Raw genomic sequence first — 13,245 nt, 5'->3', positions numbered from 1 at the left:
GTCAAGCCTCGCGCGGTCTCCGGTTTGCCAACAGCCGCGGACGCAGTTCGGAGAGGGCAATCACGGTGTGTGGCCAGAGAATGAACGGTGCGAGCATCATCCCGGCCTCTGTCATCGATCCAAGCATGATCAGGATGACAATCACGATCTCCTTCCGTCTGGCGCCCGATTGCTCTTGATCGGATTCGACGATTGTCATCTTCCGGAACAGACGGGTCACCAAGAACACGACCCATGCACTGACACCGGGAATGCCGATGTTGAGGGCAAGTTCGAGATAGGTGTTGTGCGTCGACCGGGCGTCGAACGTCACCTTGACATATTCTTCCATGACGTCTGGCTGGCGGAACATCGCAAAGCCATAGCCAGTTATGGGCCTATCCCATATCAGCGGAAACAGCTGTTCCCAGATGTTGGTGCGCCCCGAGAAAGTAAGGTCTTTGCCGAAAGCTTCAGCAACGGCAGAGGCCACACCTAGATAGATGAAACTGGCGCCAAAACCCACAAGAAGAAACAGCAGAGCGACGACAAATGAGCGAAATAGGCGATTTGGATAGACGTGGATAATTCGGATCGCATACAGCATGATACTTCCGAACATCGTCAAAACAACCGCTGTCGAGGACTTTGTCGCTACAATCAAAGCGAGGAGGCAAAGCATCGCAGCCCATCGTACCAGCGTGCTGTAACGAAGCCGGCCCAGCTTCTGCGTCGACAACAGACAAACAAAGCTGACCGAGCAAAACTGTCCCAACGTATTCTTGTGGTAAAACGCTCCCTTTACCATGCCGGCATAGCTGCCGCGCATGATGGCGAATTGCGGGAAAGCGGCGGTATAGAGAACGTTGATAAATGCAGCCGCGATCGCAAAACGCCCCAGGACGCGAAATGCTTCCACATTGCCGTACCGCGCGCGAAAAAGAAGCGGTGGAACCGCGAGAACGATGACGGCGGCCAAGCCCTTGAGAGACGCACCTTTGTCGATCGAGAAGGCGATTGATGTCAGGCAGGAAATGGCAACGACCCCGATCAGGGGCGAAATCCTTGAAAAGGTCCTTATGAATTGCCGCTGCTCCAACAGGAAATACAAACCGGACAACGGGATAAGGCTGTAGAGCATCAACTTCATCGGAAGCGGGTCTACCGATGCGCCCTCATCGAAATTTGCCGGCAGGCCGTACCACATGCCGGTCGCCCGCCAAAGCGCTGCGTAAAATGCGACAGTAAGAACCAGCTTCGCCAGCACGTCCCGTCTGACACGCCATCTGGAAGCAGTCCGCCGGCGGTGGCTGCCCTGATAATAGTCCCGTGCTGTAGACGCGTCTTGTATCGCCATTAAGAGCTCTTCTATCTCATGTTCGGGGATGTTCCTATTCGAAATAGGACTGAGCCAAAATTACAATTTACCTCTGTCGGACTCTGCATGCGGCATCGAAATCATCGACACTGGTTTCTGTCTACGACCCATCAGAAACGTTACGGTTCGATCGGTTGACCACTCCCACAATCCAAAACAGCCGACACGCAGCTCTTCCTGCAGTGCATGGTCTTTGCAAAATTAGTGAACTGGATCAATTAGTTATTGCTTCAGTTCCTGCTTGAGCCCGCCATGTGGCGCCACTCTAAGCCATATCATTCCTCGAATCCAGTTTGCTGAACCTTCCAATATGTCGCGCCCACTGGTCCAACCCGCAGGGCGGCGCGATCGCACTCCTGCAGCGCCAGCGGCACCTTGGCTGCTGTCGTCAATCGAAACCTCATTCAGCTCCCGGAACCAAAGACCGGTTCCGCCGTTGATAACAATGCCCAACCGTGTCCGGGAGGCAGGACAGACATGGCGCGTCAGACATTCTGGAAAGGTTATCTCAAGCTCTCGCTCGTCACCGCCGCCGTCTCGCTGACGCCGGCGACGACCGAAAGCAACAAGGTGCGTTTCCATGTGCTCAATCGCCAGACGAAGAACCGCGTCGAAAGCCGCTATGTCGACAGCGTCACCCACAAGCCGGTGGCCGATCGGGACCAGGTGAAAGGTTATCCGCGCGGCGAGGACGACTATGTCCTGCTCGAAGACGAAGAGATCGAGGAGGTCGGGCTCGAAAGCACCCGCACCATCGATATCGACACATTCGTGCCGCGCGGCTCGATCGATTGGATCTGGTACGACAAACCGCATTTTCTCGCCCCCGAGGACAAGGTCGGGGTGGAAGCCTTCTGTGTCATCCGCGAGGCGATGAAGGCCAATAATGTGGTCGGCATCGCCCGCCTTGTTCTCTATCGGCGCGAGCGTGCCGTTCTCCTGGAGCCGCAGGGCAAGGGCATCGTTCTGTGGACCCTGCGTTATGGCGACGAGGTGCGCGAACCGGTGGCCGAGATCGACGGCAAGGCGGAGATCGACAGCAAGCTGCTGACGCTGATGACGCAACTGGTGAAGGAAGAGACGAAAGATTGGAGCCCGGCCATGGTACAGGATCCGATCCAGAAGCGCCTGAAGTCGATGATCCGCGGCAAGCAGAAGAGCCTGAAGAAAGCCGCGCCGGCGAAAAAACCCGCACCGGTGAAATCGACCGGCAACGTCATCAATATCATGGATGCGCTGAAAAAGAGCCTGGCCGCGGAGGGCGAGCGGAAGCCGCCGCGTTAAGAACGGTCAATCCTCTATCGCTTCTTCTCGAGCGGTTTTGCCGCTGGAAAAAACCGTCCCAGCGATTTCTCGGCAAGGCATCGAGTGGTTTCCAGAGCCCTCTCAGCCCGCCTTTTTGCTGGGGCTGTCGCTGCGCGCCGGCGCCTTCTTCGCCGGCGGCTTTTTTGCCGAGCTCTTGCCGCTCATGCCGGCACTCTGGCGCAGGGCTTCCATCAGGTCGACGACCTTGCGTTCCGGCGGCTGTTTCTTCTTCGGTGGTGCCCGGCCATCGATCTTCGCCTTCACCAGTTCGACGAGGGCAGCCTCATAGCGATCCACATATTCGCTCGGTTCGAAACTGCCCTGCTTGGTGCCGATGATATGGCCGGCAAGCGCGATCATCTCCTTGTCGAACGTGATGTCGGGAATGTCCTTGAAGACGGTGTCGGCCGAACGCACCTCATAGTCGAAGTTCAGCATCGTCGCGACGATACAGTCGTCATGCGGACGGATCAGCAGCGTCCGGTTGCGCCGGAACAGCACGGCTTCGGCCAGAGCCGCGACCTTGCCGTCGCGCATGCCCCTGGCAATCAGCAGCAGCGCCTCTTCGTCATGCTCGTCGACCGGGGCGAGGTAATAAGGCCGGTCGAAATAAAGCTTGTCGATATCGTCGTAGCCGATGAAAGCCTTGATATTCAGCACCTTGTCGCTTTCCGGCATGAGTTGAGCGATCTCGTCGCCCTCGATGACGAGGTAATCGCCATTCTCCATCTGGTAGCCCTTGACCTGGTCGTCCCGCTCGACCGGTTTGCCGGTCTCGCTGTCGACGAATTGCCGTTCCACCCGATGGCCGGTCCTGCGGTTGATGATATTGAAGGAGACGCGGTCGGAGGAGGAAATGGCGGTGTAAAGCCCGACGGCGCAGGCAAGGTCGCCCACCTTCAGATGACCCTTCCAGCTTGCCCGCGCGGCCATTCCATCCTCCGTCGCAAATCAGAGCCGACTGTTGCTCTTGTCGGTTTCGAGTTCCTGGAATGCCCAGCCGCGGCCGTCGGGCGCGGGATAGGCAAGCAGCGCGTCGCCATCGCCGATCTTCTGACGCGACGCGGCGTCCCTGGCGTGAACAATCGCTTCATCCGCCGTCGCATAGGTTTCCGACAGCGTGTCGCCGAGCTTATAGGCCCAGCCATTGTCATGCGGCACGACCTGATAGGTGATATCGGCCATTTCGAATCTCCTCTTCTCAATGAGATAGGGAGCATGACGGCGTCGCCATCATACTCTAATTCCGATTTGTTTTGCGCCGCTCGTCCAGCGCGATGATCTTCTCCACCGAGGCGATATCCTCGCTGGTGACGACGGGAACCGGATCGGCGGCAATCGCCTCCAGCACCGCCTGCGAGACGGCGCCGTTGCGGATCGCCCATTCCAGCGTCTCGCGTGTTTCCCGCTCGGCCTTCAGCTGTGCATAGAGCGCGACGATCAGCCGATCGCGGGCGTCCATGCGCCCGCCTTGCCGATCCATTCTGCGGACATGCGCCATCGCAATCCACCTTTGTCACTGATTTCGTTCAGGTGTAATCAACTGCTGACGGATGGAAAGGTTCCGAAACCGGCGGGCAGCCGTTGCCCGGTGCGGTGCCGGGCGCAAATTTGCCATCTGCAGAATGTTCACGAGAGGAGTTCTTCATGGTCGATCTCAAGGCCCGTCCCCGCCCGACCGGCGCCACCGCCGTTCTCGGCCGCACCGGTTTTCCGCATGTCACCTCCGCCACCAAGGGCGAGATCGATATTGTCACGTCGCCGTCGCAGCCGGGCTTCAACCCGCTCGACCTGCTTTATTCCTCGCTGTCGGCCTGCCTGGTGCTCAGCGCCCGCATGGCCGCCAGCCAGATGGGCATTCTCGACAAGATCAGCGAGATCACCGCCGACGTCACCGGCGAGAAGGCGACGGAGGGCCTTTCGCGCGTTGCCAGGTTCAACATCGCCTTCTCGATCAAGGGTGATATCGATGAGGAAAGCCGGCGCAAGATCGTCCATGCCGCGGAGGATGAGATCTGCACGGTGAGCAATACAATCCGCGGCAACCCGGATTTTTCGATGACGATATCGGGATAAGCCTATAAAAATTATAGACAATGGTGGCGGAAGGATTGCGCGGCCGCTGCCCGGCTTCTATGCTTCCGGCATCGAAAGCAATGATCCCGGCCGCCATGCATTCCAAGCCATCTCCGACGTTCGAACCGCCCGTTATCGCCATCATCGGCGGCGGTGTCTCCGGCGCAGGTGTCGCCTATCATCTCGGCCGAACGAGCCGCGGCGAGCGTCCCGTCATCCTGGTCTTCGAGCCGCGCGCCGAGCTCGGCCGCGGCCTTGCCTATGACACAACAGATCCGGCCCATCGCATCAATGTTCCAGCCGCCAAGATGAGCCTGCAGCCCGACGCCATCGGCGAATTCCAGGCCTGGATCGAAGCCCGCGACGCCGTCGCCGACGACCCTGGGGCAAAACGGCCCGATGGCTCGCTCTTCCCGCGGCGTCGGCTGTTCGGCGATTACGTCGCCTGCCTGCTGAAACCGTTGCTGGAAGATGGCGACGTGCGTCATCGCCGCGCCGCCGTGACCAGCGTTGAGCGCCATGCCGGCCGCTGGACGATCCGCGACGACAAAGGCGGCGTCACCGAGGCCGATATCGTTGCGATCGCCACCAGCCACCCGCCGCCCGCAGCCCCCGGCCGGCTCGCGAGCCGGCTTGCAGCCCATCCCCGTTTCGTCGCCGATACCACCAAGCCGGGCGCGCTCGACGTGATCCGCCCGCATGACCGGGTGCTGGTCATCGGCAACGGCCTGACGGCTGCCGATGTCATCGCCTCGCTGGCTGAACGCGGGCATGACGGTCCGGTGACATCAATCTCGCGCCGTGGCCTGCGGTCGCGCGGGCATCCGCCGGTGCCGCAGCCGCTCTTCGGCGATTTCGTCTCCGATTCGGCCCCGTCTGCCGTGTCGCTGCTGGCAGCGATCCGCACCGCCATAAAAGCGGCGAAGGCTGAGGGCATCAGCTGGCACGGCGTGATCGACCAGGTGCGGGCGCAGGGATATGATCTCTGGCAGGCGCTGCCGGTTGCCGAACGCCGCCGTCTCGTCCGCCATCTGCGTCCCTATTGGGACGTGCACCGTTTCCGGATCGCGCCGCAGGTCGAGGCCGTGCTCGACACCGCGGTTGCTGCCGACCGCCTCGAGATTCTCGCCGGCTCGGTCGCCGATGCGCGCATCGAAGGCGAGCGCATCGTCTGCGCCCTGCAGCCGCGCCATCAGCGCCAGCCGCTGGAGCGGAGTTATGACGCCGTCGTCGTCACCACCGGCCCGGCCCATGGCGGCATTCTCGAAACCCAGCCCTGGCTCGCGGCGTTGGCCGCAAGCGGTCACCTGTCGCTTGATCCCACAGGCCTCGGCCTTGCCTGCACCGAGCGCTCGGAGGCGATCGGCCCGTCCGGAAAGGCAGATCCTTCGCTGCTGATCTCCGGCCCCTTGGCGCGCGGTACGTTCGGCGAACTGATGGGCCTGCCGCAGGTGACCGAGCATGCCTTCTTCGTCGCCACCGAGATCGCCGGGAAGCTGCGGGTGAACGCGACCGGAGCAATTCCAGAAGTGTAAGGCGGTTTTCCCAGGCAAAGCGCGAAGCGCTTTTGTCGGCAATTGTAAGAACAAAGTTTGAAGCGGTTCTAAAGCAGAACCGCTGCAAACACGCATCCGGCTGGATCTTATAGTCGGATGTCGCTTGGCGGCTGTCGCCGGCGATCGACTTCTGATACGCACGCGGCAGCCAATATCCCACCGCCCTGTTTTCGGGTGACCAAGAATATCGAGATCATGTCGCAGCCTGCCTCCACCCTTTCCGAAGCCTCGCCTTCCAACCGCTTCCCCCTGGCGGCGCTCATTCTCGGCGGGGCGGCGATCGGCGGCTCGCCGATCTTCGTCCGGCTCTCCGAGGTCGGGCCGATGGCGACGGCCTTCTGGCGGGTGGCGCTGGCGCTGATCCCGATCGTCATCGTTTCGCTGATGAAGAAGGAGAGGGGGCCGAAGCCGCAACACTTGTCCGACTACGGCCTGCTCATCCTTCCAGGCGTCATGCTGTCGCTCGATCTCGCCGCGTGGCACCTTTCGATCACGATGACGTCAGTCGCCAATGCGACGCTGCTCGCCAACCTCGCGCCTGTTTTCGTCACCGTGATCGCCTTCTTCTTTTTCAAAGCGCGGATCAGCCGTGTCTTCCTGCTCGGGCTTGCCCTGGCGCTGGCCGGCGTCGTCGTCTTGAAAGGCGGACCGGCAGCGGTCGGCAACGGCGACCTCCATGGCGACGGCCTGGCGATAACAGCCGCCTTCTTCTATGCCTGCTACATCCTTGCGCTAGGCAGCCTGCGCAGCCGGTTCGATACGATGCGGATCATGCTGTGGAGCACGGCGTCGGCTGCCGTCTGCATCTTTCCGGTCGCCTTCTTCATTGAGGGGCACATGCTGCCGGTGACCGTCTATGGCTGGTCGATGGTCTTCGGCCTCGCCTTTATCAGCCATGCCGGCGGGCAGGCGGCGATCACCTATGCGCTGGCCTATCTGCCGCCGGCCTTTTCCTCGCTGACGCTGCTGCTGCAGCCGGTCGTCGCCGCCATTCTCGCCTGGGCGCTGCTCAACGAAGCGATCGGCACGATGCAGGCGCTGGGCGGCGCCGTCGTGCTTGCCGGGATCATGGTTGCCCGAACATCTCGCTCTTCGGCTTAATCGCTTGCTGCTCCAGCGGCGGTGGATCGTCGCCCATTCTCTGGAGCAGCCACTTCTGGATGATCGGCACATCGGCATCGCCGAGATCGTGGCCGCCGGGGATGACGTCGGAATCGACGGTGGCGCCCGAACTCTTCAGCCGCTCTTCCAGCTCGCTCGCATATTTGCCGTAGGCATCCGTCTTGCCGCTGATGACGAGCAGGTCCGTGCCTTTGAGATCGGCATGGGGATAGTCGCTGAGAACCGGCATGGAGCGCAGCAGCACCGCCTTGTGCACCAGGTTCGGGTGCAGGTAGAGCAGCGAGTTCAAAAGGTTGGCGCCGTTGGAGTAACCGACATAGACGACCTTCTGCGGATCGAGCCCGTAGGATTTGACGGCCCCCTCGATGAAGGCCGCGAAGGCTTCCGCCTCGGTCTTGATGTCGTTCTGGTCGAAGGAGAAGGGGGTGATGCGCTTGTACCAGCGCGGAAAACCTTCCTCCGTTGCGCGGCCGCGCACGCCGAGCAGAGTCGCCCGCGGCGCCGCCTTGTTCAAGAGCGGCATCAGTGTCGTCTCATTGCCGCCGGAGCCGTGCAGCAGCACGAAGACGCTGCCATCCGGGTCCGGGGGCGTATAGAAGCGATGGACGAATGGCAGCTCGCGATAATTGATGCGCGGCTGGCCGGGCATCGAAAATTGCGGCAGCACCACCTTCAGGTCATGGAGATTGGTGATGGCTTCGGGCGGGGCGAAGAGTTTCGTCCCGAGCGCGGCATGTTCTTCATCGACGGTCATGCCCGGCTTGTCGGTGGCAAGCTCCACCAGCGTGCCGCCAGGCTCACGGGCGTAGAGCGAGCGGAAATATTTGCGGTCATGCATGTTGGTCGGCGATGCATCGGTGGCTTCGAGCGCCTTGCGGACGGACAGCAGCGTCTCCTCGTCGGGCGCGCGGAAGGCGACGTGATCGACCGTGCCGGTGCCCGGCGCACCGGACCAGAAGCCGCGGGCATCGCGCACGTCGATGACGTCGCCGGATTGCGAAACCAGCCTATCGATCGTGCCGCGCTTGGCCCGGAAGCGATAGCCGAAATGGCGCTCGAGAAAGCTGCGGCTCTCGGCGGGCTTCTCCGTCAGCATGGTCGCACCGCGCACGCGCTGGATGGCGTGCTCGACCGGGATCGAGGCGCCGTCCCAGACGGCCGGCGATGTCAGGTCCTTTGCGCCTGCAAGCTTGAGGATGATGTTGTCGGGGTCCTTGAGCCTGAGCACCGGTTCGCCGAATTCGTCGGCCGGCCCCTCCGAGCGCAGACCGAAGCTCATGGCGCGGGTCAGCCAGTAGCCGATGCTTGCAGGGTCGATCGACAGCGATATTTCGCTGATCTGGCCGTAGCCGGCCCGGCCGGGCGCGCCGTCTTCCCAGGCGAGGAAAGTCAGGAGCGACCCCGGCGTGCCCGCCGCATCGCCGTAGAAGAGATGCAGTTGCGTCGCATCCTCGTAACCGGCCGTCTGCTTGACAAGCCGCATGCCGAGAAAGCCTGCGTAAAAGTCCACGTTCGCCTGCACTTTTCGGGTGACGGCCGTGACGTGATGTATGCCTGATACCATCTGGAGCAGTCCTGATTGAAGCGGCGTCGTCAGGAGCGCGAGTATGAAAGCTGCGAAGGTCATACCGTTGCCAATGACCATCGCTTAGTTTTGTTCCGCACAAAGCGCAAGCGAATCGCCGCGCTGCAGCAACTCCAAATGATCGACATCTTCGAGTGCCTCTTCCAGTTGCTGCAGGGTCGGTGGCTTGACCATATAGGCGCGCGCGCCGAGATTTCTGGCCCGTCGCATGTCGCTCTCGTCGCTTGACGTGCTGAGAATGCAGACGGGAATTTGGCTAAGGCGGACATCGGCGGAAAGCGCGTTCAGCACCTCGAAGCCGTCCATGATCGGCATGTTGATGTCGAGCAGCATCAGATCGATCTGCGGTAGATCGGCGATGCCGGCGCGCTCTTCCAGCAGCCGCATCGCCTCGCGCCCGTTGGTGGCGACATGCAGGTTGAAATTCACTTTCTCCCGCCGCATCAGCTTGATCTTCAGAATCTGGATGTCGGCCGGGCTGTCCTCGACCAGCAGCACTTCGGCAAGCCTGCCGGGCCCTTCGCCCGGCTGCTCGGCCGGCTTGGCGCTGTGCGGGATGGCCGATACGGCGGATGGCACGGGTCTCGCCTCGGCGAGCGGCACGTCGACGATGAAGGTGGCGCCCGGCCCATTTTCCGCCTCGCACCAGATCGCGCCGCCATGCAGCTGCGCGATGCGGCGGCAGATGGCAAGGCCGAGTCCGGTGCCCTCGATGCCACGGCCGACGAGACGCTTGAACGGCTGGAAGATCAGTTCGCGATGCTGAGGATCGATGCCAGGCCCGTTGTCACGCACGGTGAGGCGGCACATGTCGCCATGCGCCTCGCCTGAGATCGTCACCTCGGGAATCGTCTGCTCGCTGTAGCGGACGGCATTCGAGACGAGGTTCTGCAGCAGCTGGGTCAGCAGCGTCGCATCGCCCATGACCTCCGGCAGCGTCCCGCGGATGATGACGGCGCCGCGGCTTTCGGTCTGCTGGCGCAGATTGTCCTCCACCTGATTAAGCACATCGGAGAGCGAGACCGGCGTCAGCTCAGGCCCGCCGGAGGCCTCGAGCCTGGTGAAACCCGAGACCTTGACGATCAGGTCTTCCATATGGTCGGCGGCGCTGAGCACGTAATCGAGCAGTTCCCGGTCTTCGGCCGGCAGCGCCGATGACCCGTGCAGGATGCGGCTGAAGGATTTGATCGTCCTCAGCGGCTCCTTCAGATCATGGGCCATGGCCCGTGTGAAGATCTCAAGCGATTGCCGCTTCTGCTCCAGCTGCGCTTCCAGCATGCCGTGCATGATGGCGTTCTGGATGCAGCGGTGCAGTGTTTCCGGCGACAGCGAATCCTTCGTCAGATAGTCGCGCGCGCCGCTCTTCATCACCTCGACGGCGACGGTTTCGCTGCCCTGGCCGGTCAGCATGATGACGTTGGCGACGGGGTCGCGCTCCAGGATGTCGGCCAGCACGCCGAGCCCGTCGCGTCCCGGCAGTGAATAGTCGAGCAGGATGCAGTTCGGCCGTTTGCGGCTGTTCAGCGCCAGGCCCTCTTCACCCGTCTCCGCCTCCAGGACGGTATAGGCGGTGCTGGAGACGCGGCCCAATATGCGGCGATAGACCTCGCGATCGTCGATATTGTCGTCGATGATGAGAATGCTGCAGTCTTCCACCAATCTGTCAGTCCTCGAGCGGCAGGATGGCGATTTCGAACCAGTATTCCTTCAGCCGCTGGATCGCCGCAAACAGCCCGTCGAGATCGACCGGCTTCTGCACATAGGTATTGGCGCCGAGCGCATAGCAGCCTTCGATGTCGCGCTCGTCGTCGGAGGTGGTGAGGATCACCACCGGTATCTTGCGCCAGCCGGCGTTCGACTTGATCGCCTCCAGCGTCTTGCGGCCGTCAAGGCCCGGCATGTTGAGATCGAGCAGGATCAGCCCCGGTTTCGGCACCATCGCCGCGAGCATGTCGAGCGCTTCCTGCCCGGAGGCCGCCCAGCGGATCGAATTGCGCAGGTTGGTGCGTTTGAAGGCGCGCATCGTTGCTTCGAAATCGTCTTCGCTGTCCTCGACGATCAGGATCGGTTGCGTGTCACGCTGCTGCATTCTGTCCCTCGCGTTTTTTCCCCAAGGTGAAATAGAATGTGGTGCCGGCGCCGACCTCCGATTCCAGCCAGATATCGCCATTGTGCCGGGCGATGATCTTGCGGACGAAGGTCAGGCCTGCTCCGGTGCCGTCGTCGGAACCCTGCGACTTTTCCAGCCGTTTGAAAATGCGGAAAATGTCCTCATGGAATTCCTGGGGTATGCCCTTGCCGTTATCCCTAACGAAAAACACGTTGCGGGCAACCGTGCCATCCTTGCCGACGAAGCGCTCGAGATAGCCGATCGAGACCAGCGGCGCCGGCTTGTCATTGTATTTGATCGCATTGGTGATGAGATTGCGGAACACCTCGGTCAACCGGGGCGCGTCGCAGACCACATCCGGCAACTGGCCGTCGATGATGACCTTGGCATGCCGCTCCTCCAGCAGCAGTTCCATCGTCGCGACGACATCCTTGACGATCAGGCCGATATCGGTGCGTTTGACCGCCAGTTGCTGCCGCCCGAGCCGGGAGAAATAGAGAAGGTCGTTGACGAGTTTCTCCATGCGCTGGCTGAGGCGCACCAGCCGGTTCAGCCGGCGCACGCCGTCGTCGTCGAGCTTGTCTTCATAGTCCTCCAGCAGGAATCGGGAGTGGTTGTGCAGGCCGCGCAGCGGTTCCTTGAGATCATGCGAGGCGATATAGGCGAATTCGTCGAGGTCGTGGTTGCTGCGCTCGAGTTCGGCCGTATAGGCCTCGAGCTGGGCAAGCGTCGTTTTCATCCGCTCTTCCTGCCGGGCGCGCTCGCTGATGTCGCGCACGATGCCGACGAAGATCTTCGTATCGCCGGTGGCGACGGCGCTGATGGAAACGTCGATCGGAAAGACAATGCCGCTCTTGCGTCGTCCGGAGAGTATGCGCGTCGTGCCGATGATGCGCTCTTCGCCGGTCTGGCGATAATGGGCGAGATAGCCGTCATGCTCGGAATGGTAGGGTTCAGGCATCAGCATCTTGATGTTCCGGCCGATCGTCTCCTGCGGCGAGTAACCGAACATGTTTTCGGCCGCCGGGTTGAAGCTCCTGATCGTTCCACTCTCGTCGATGACGATGACGGCATCCGGGGTGCCGCGCACCAGCGCGCCGAAGCGGACGCGCTCGGTTTCGAGATTGTGATTGTTGCGCATGAAATAAAAGACCAGGATGGCGATCAGCCAGAGCGTCGCCGCGGTAATCGTGCGGTTGGCGATCTCCTGCCAGAACGCCGCCTCATCGTGCCGGACGGCGAAGAAGCCGAGCATCAAAAGCACGGTGCAGGCAAAGGCGAAGAAAAGCGGCGCGTTCCTATTGCCGAACCAGAGCGCCGTCAGCACCAGCGGCACATAAAGAATGCCGTTGGCGAGGCCGAGCGGTGTGTAGAGATCGACGAGAAGGCCGGTGAAGCAGACCGCAGCCGGGATCCAGAGCGGAATCTCAGCCCGGTTTGCCGGCTGTATCCACCAGGAGCGGGCGAGAAGACCCGAGCCGAAGATCACCATGCCGACCGCCGTATGCAGCGCCATCGCCGCATAGGGTCCCCAGCGGTAACCCTGTTCGGCTGATGTGACATAGCTGGCGAGCGCGATCATGCCGAGGGTGATGACGACGTAGCTCGTCAATTCCTGCACGACCTGGCTTTTCCTCTCCGCGTGGAGAGCGAGCAGCAGCGAAAGATTGGCGATCAGGAAGACCAACGCCGTGTTAGGCCCCATGCCGCCGCCGATCTCAGCGATGAAATCGGGCGGAACCAGGAAGCGCGTGATCAACAGGTCGACATTGTGGAACGTCCGCCCGATGGTGATGATTTCCACCAGTCGGGCCGCGGCGATCGCCGCCGCAAGCCCTGCCATGATCGTTGCTGCCAACCGAAAGCGACGGGCAGCCAGCGTCGAGGCCGCAAGCCCCAGACCGGAAAGCACGAAGCAGAGCGCGGTGTTGAAGGCCATCGACGGAAAGCCGGGAACGAGCGAAATGATCACCTTGATCTGCAGCAGCCAGCCGGCAACAGCGCTCACCCCGAGAAGGACCATCAGGCAGCCAACCGCAATCGCAAAGCCACGGTAGCGCCACCGCCTCCGCTGGTCCTGAAGGTCCACGTTGCCCTTATCCTGCACCCGTCGTTTCCTCCTCGCTTGGCGTCG

12 protein-coding genes are annotated in these 13,245 nt (G+C 61.7%); 4 read left to right on the top strand and 8 right to left on the bottom strand.

Annotated elements, in window-relative coordinates; all coding sequences use genetic code 11:
• Nucleotide 1: 1 nt before the first annotated feature.
• Nucleotides 2-1,336 (bottom strand): O-antigen ligase family protein, encoded by a 1,335-nt coding sequence (locus CO667_RS19655; protein WP_097619948.1) that lies wholly within the window; start codon nt 1,334-1,336, stop codon nt 2-4.
• Between the two features lie 498 nt (nt 1,337-1,834).
• On the opposite strand from CO667_RS19655, the gene CO667_RS19650 reads away from it, so the two are divergent.
• Nucleotides 1,835-2,641, top strand: a complete 807-nt coding sequence (locus CO667_RS19650; protein ID WP_097619947.1) for a Ku protein — start codon at nt 1,835-1,837, stop codon at nt 2,639-2,641.
• A 102-nt stretch (nt 2,642-2,743) separates the two neighbouring features.
• On the opposite strand, the gene CO667_RS19645 is transcribed toward CO667_RS19650, so the two are convergent.
• Genes CO667_RS19645 through CO667_RS19635 form a run of 3 tightly spaced genes read right to left on the bottom strand, consistent with a single transcriptional unit; the run spans nt 2,744 to nt 4,163 of the window.
• Nucleotides 2,744-3,595, bottom strand: a complete 852-nt coding sequence (locus CO667_RS19645; RefSeq protein ID WP_097619946.1) for a Ku protein — start codon at nt 3,593-3,595, stop codon at nt 2,744-2,746.
• An 18-nt stretch (nt 3,596-3,613) separates the two neighbouring features.
• On the bottom strand, nt 3,614-3,847 hold the full coding sequence (locus CO667_RS19640) for a DUF2188 domain-containing protein (protein ID WP_003570400.1): 234 nt from the start codon (nt 3,845-3,847) through the stop codon (nt 3,614-3,616).
• A gap of 55 nt (nt 3,848-3,902) precedes the next feature.
• Entirely contained in the window at nt 3,903-4,163 is a 261-nt protein-coding gene (locus CO667_RS19635) for a hypothetical protein (RefSeq protein ID WP_097619945.1), read from the bottom strand.
• 146 nt (nt 4,164-4,309) lie between these two features.
• Here CO667_RS19635 and CO667_RS19630 point away from each other — a divergent pair, with 146 nt between their 5' ends.
• From CO667_RS19630 to CO667_RS19620, 3 genes are all read left to right on the top strand, one after another.
• Nucleotides 4,310-4,738 (top strand): OsmC family protein, encoded by a 429-nt coding sequence (locus CO667_RS19630; RefSeq protein WP_097619944.1) that lies wholly within the window; start codon nt 4,310-4,312, stop codon nt 4,736-4,738.
• Between the two features lie 80 nt (nt 4,739-4,818).
• Nucleotides 4,819-6,273, top strand: coding sequence for an FAD/NAD(P)-binding protein (locus CO667_RS19625; protein ID WP_179874183.1), 1,455 nt, complete (start codon nt 4,819-4,821; stop codon nt 6,271-6,273).
• A gap of 216 nt (nt 6,274-6,489) precedes the next feature.
• Nucleotides 6,490-7,395: a DMT family transporter gene (locus tag CO667_RS19620; RefSeq protein WP_097620006.1), complete on the top strand. Its 906-nt coding sequence runs from the start codon at nt 6,490-6,492 to the stop codon at nt 7,393-7,395.
• On the opposite strand, the gene CO667_RS19615 is transcribed toward CO667_RS19620, so the two are convergent.
• Genes CO667_RS19615 through CO667_RS19600 form a run of 4 tightly spaced genes read right to left on the bottom strand, consistent with a single transcriptional unit; the run spans nt 7,361 to nt 13,218 of the window.
• Nucleotides 7,361-9,043 (bottom strand): VOC family protein, encoded by a 1,683-nt coding sequence (locus tag CO667_RS19615; RefSeq protein WP_245433165.1) that lies wholly within the window; start codon nt 9,041-9,043, stop codon nt 7,361-7,363. The genes CO667_RS19620 and CO667_RS19615 overlap by 35 nt on opposite strands.
• Before the next feature lie 21 nt (nt 9,044-9,064).
• The gene (locus CO667_RS19610; protein WP_097619943.1) at nt 9,065-10,660 is read right to left on the bottom strand and encodes a response regulator; all 1,596 of its coding nucleotides are present in this window, start codon (nt 10,658-10,660) and stop codon (nt 9,065-9,067) included.
• Nucleotides 10,661-10,664: 4 nt separating this feature from the next.
• A complete protein-coding gene (locus tag CO667_RS19605) occupies nt 10,665-11,090 on the bottom strand; it encodes a response regulator (protein WP_085736129.1) in 426 nt (141 codons plus the stop codon).
• The gene (locus CO667_RS19600; RefSeq protein ID WP_097619942.1) at nt 11,077-13,218 is read right to left on the bottom strand and encodes a PAS domain-containing sensor histidine kinase; all 2,142 of its coding nucleotides are present in this window, start codon (nt 13,216-13,218) and stop codon (nt 11,077-11,079) included. Before CO667_RS19600 ends, CO667_RS19605 begins: the two co-directional genes overlap by 14 nt.
• Nucleotides 13,219-13,245: the final 27 nt, after the last annotated feature.

The sequence above is a fragment of the Rhizobium sp. L43 genome, assembly GCF_002531725.1.
In the GTDB taxonomy this organism is placed as follows: Bacteria; Pseudomonadota; Alphaproteobacteria; order Rhizobiales; family Rhizobiaceae; genus Rhizobium.
Note: the sequence above shows the minus strand (reverse complement) of the source record. Positions and strands in the feature narration are given on the sequence as shown.

Bases quoted from the DNA above. Each gene is read 5' to 3' on its own strand.
- CO667_RS19640 (WP_003570400.1), bottom strand. From the start codon at position 3,847: ATGGCCGATATCACCTATCAGGTCGTGCCGCATGACAATGGCTGGGCC.
- CO667_RS19645 (WP_097619946.1), bottom strand. From the start codon at position 3,595: ATGGCCGCGCGGGCAAGCTGGAAGGGTCATCTGAAGGTGGGCGACCTT.
- CO667_RS19620 (WP_097620006.1), top strand. From the start codon at position 6,490: ATGTCGCAGCCTGCCTCCACCCTTTCCGAAGCCTCGCCTTCCAACCGC.
- CO667_RS19630 (WP_097619944.1), top strand. From the start codon at position 4,310: ATGGTCGATCTCAAGGCCCGTCCCCGCCCGACCGGCGCCACCGCCGTT.
- CO667_RS19625 (WP_179874183.1), top strand. From the start codon at position 4,819: ATGATCCCGGCCGCCATGCATTCCAAGCCATCTCCGACGTTCGAACCG.
- CO667_RS19635 (WP_097619945.1), bottom strand. From the start codon at position 4,163: ATGGCGCATGTCCGCAGAATGGATCGGCAAGGCGGGCGCATGGACGCC.
- CO667_RS19650 (WP_097619947.1), top strand. From the start codon at position 1,835: ATGGCGCGTCAGACATTCTGGAAAGGTTATCTCAAGCTCTCGCTCGTC.
- CO667_RS19605 (WP_085736129.1), bottom strand. From the start codon at position 11,090: ATGCAGCAGCGTGACACGCAACCGATCCTGATCGTCGAGGACAGCGAA.
- CO667_RS19615 (WP_245433165.1), bottom strand. From the start codon at position 9,043: ATGACCTTCGCAGCTTTCATACTCGCGCTCCTGACGACGCCGCTTCAA.
- CO667_RS19655 (WP_097619948.1), bottom strand. From the start codon at position 1,336: ATGGCGATACAAGACGCGTCTACAGCACGGGACTATTATCAGGGCAGC.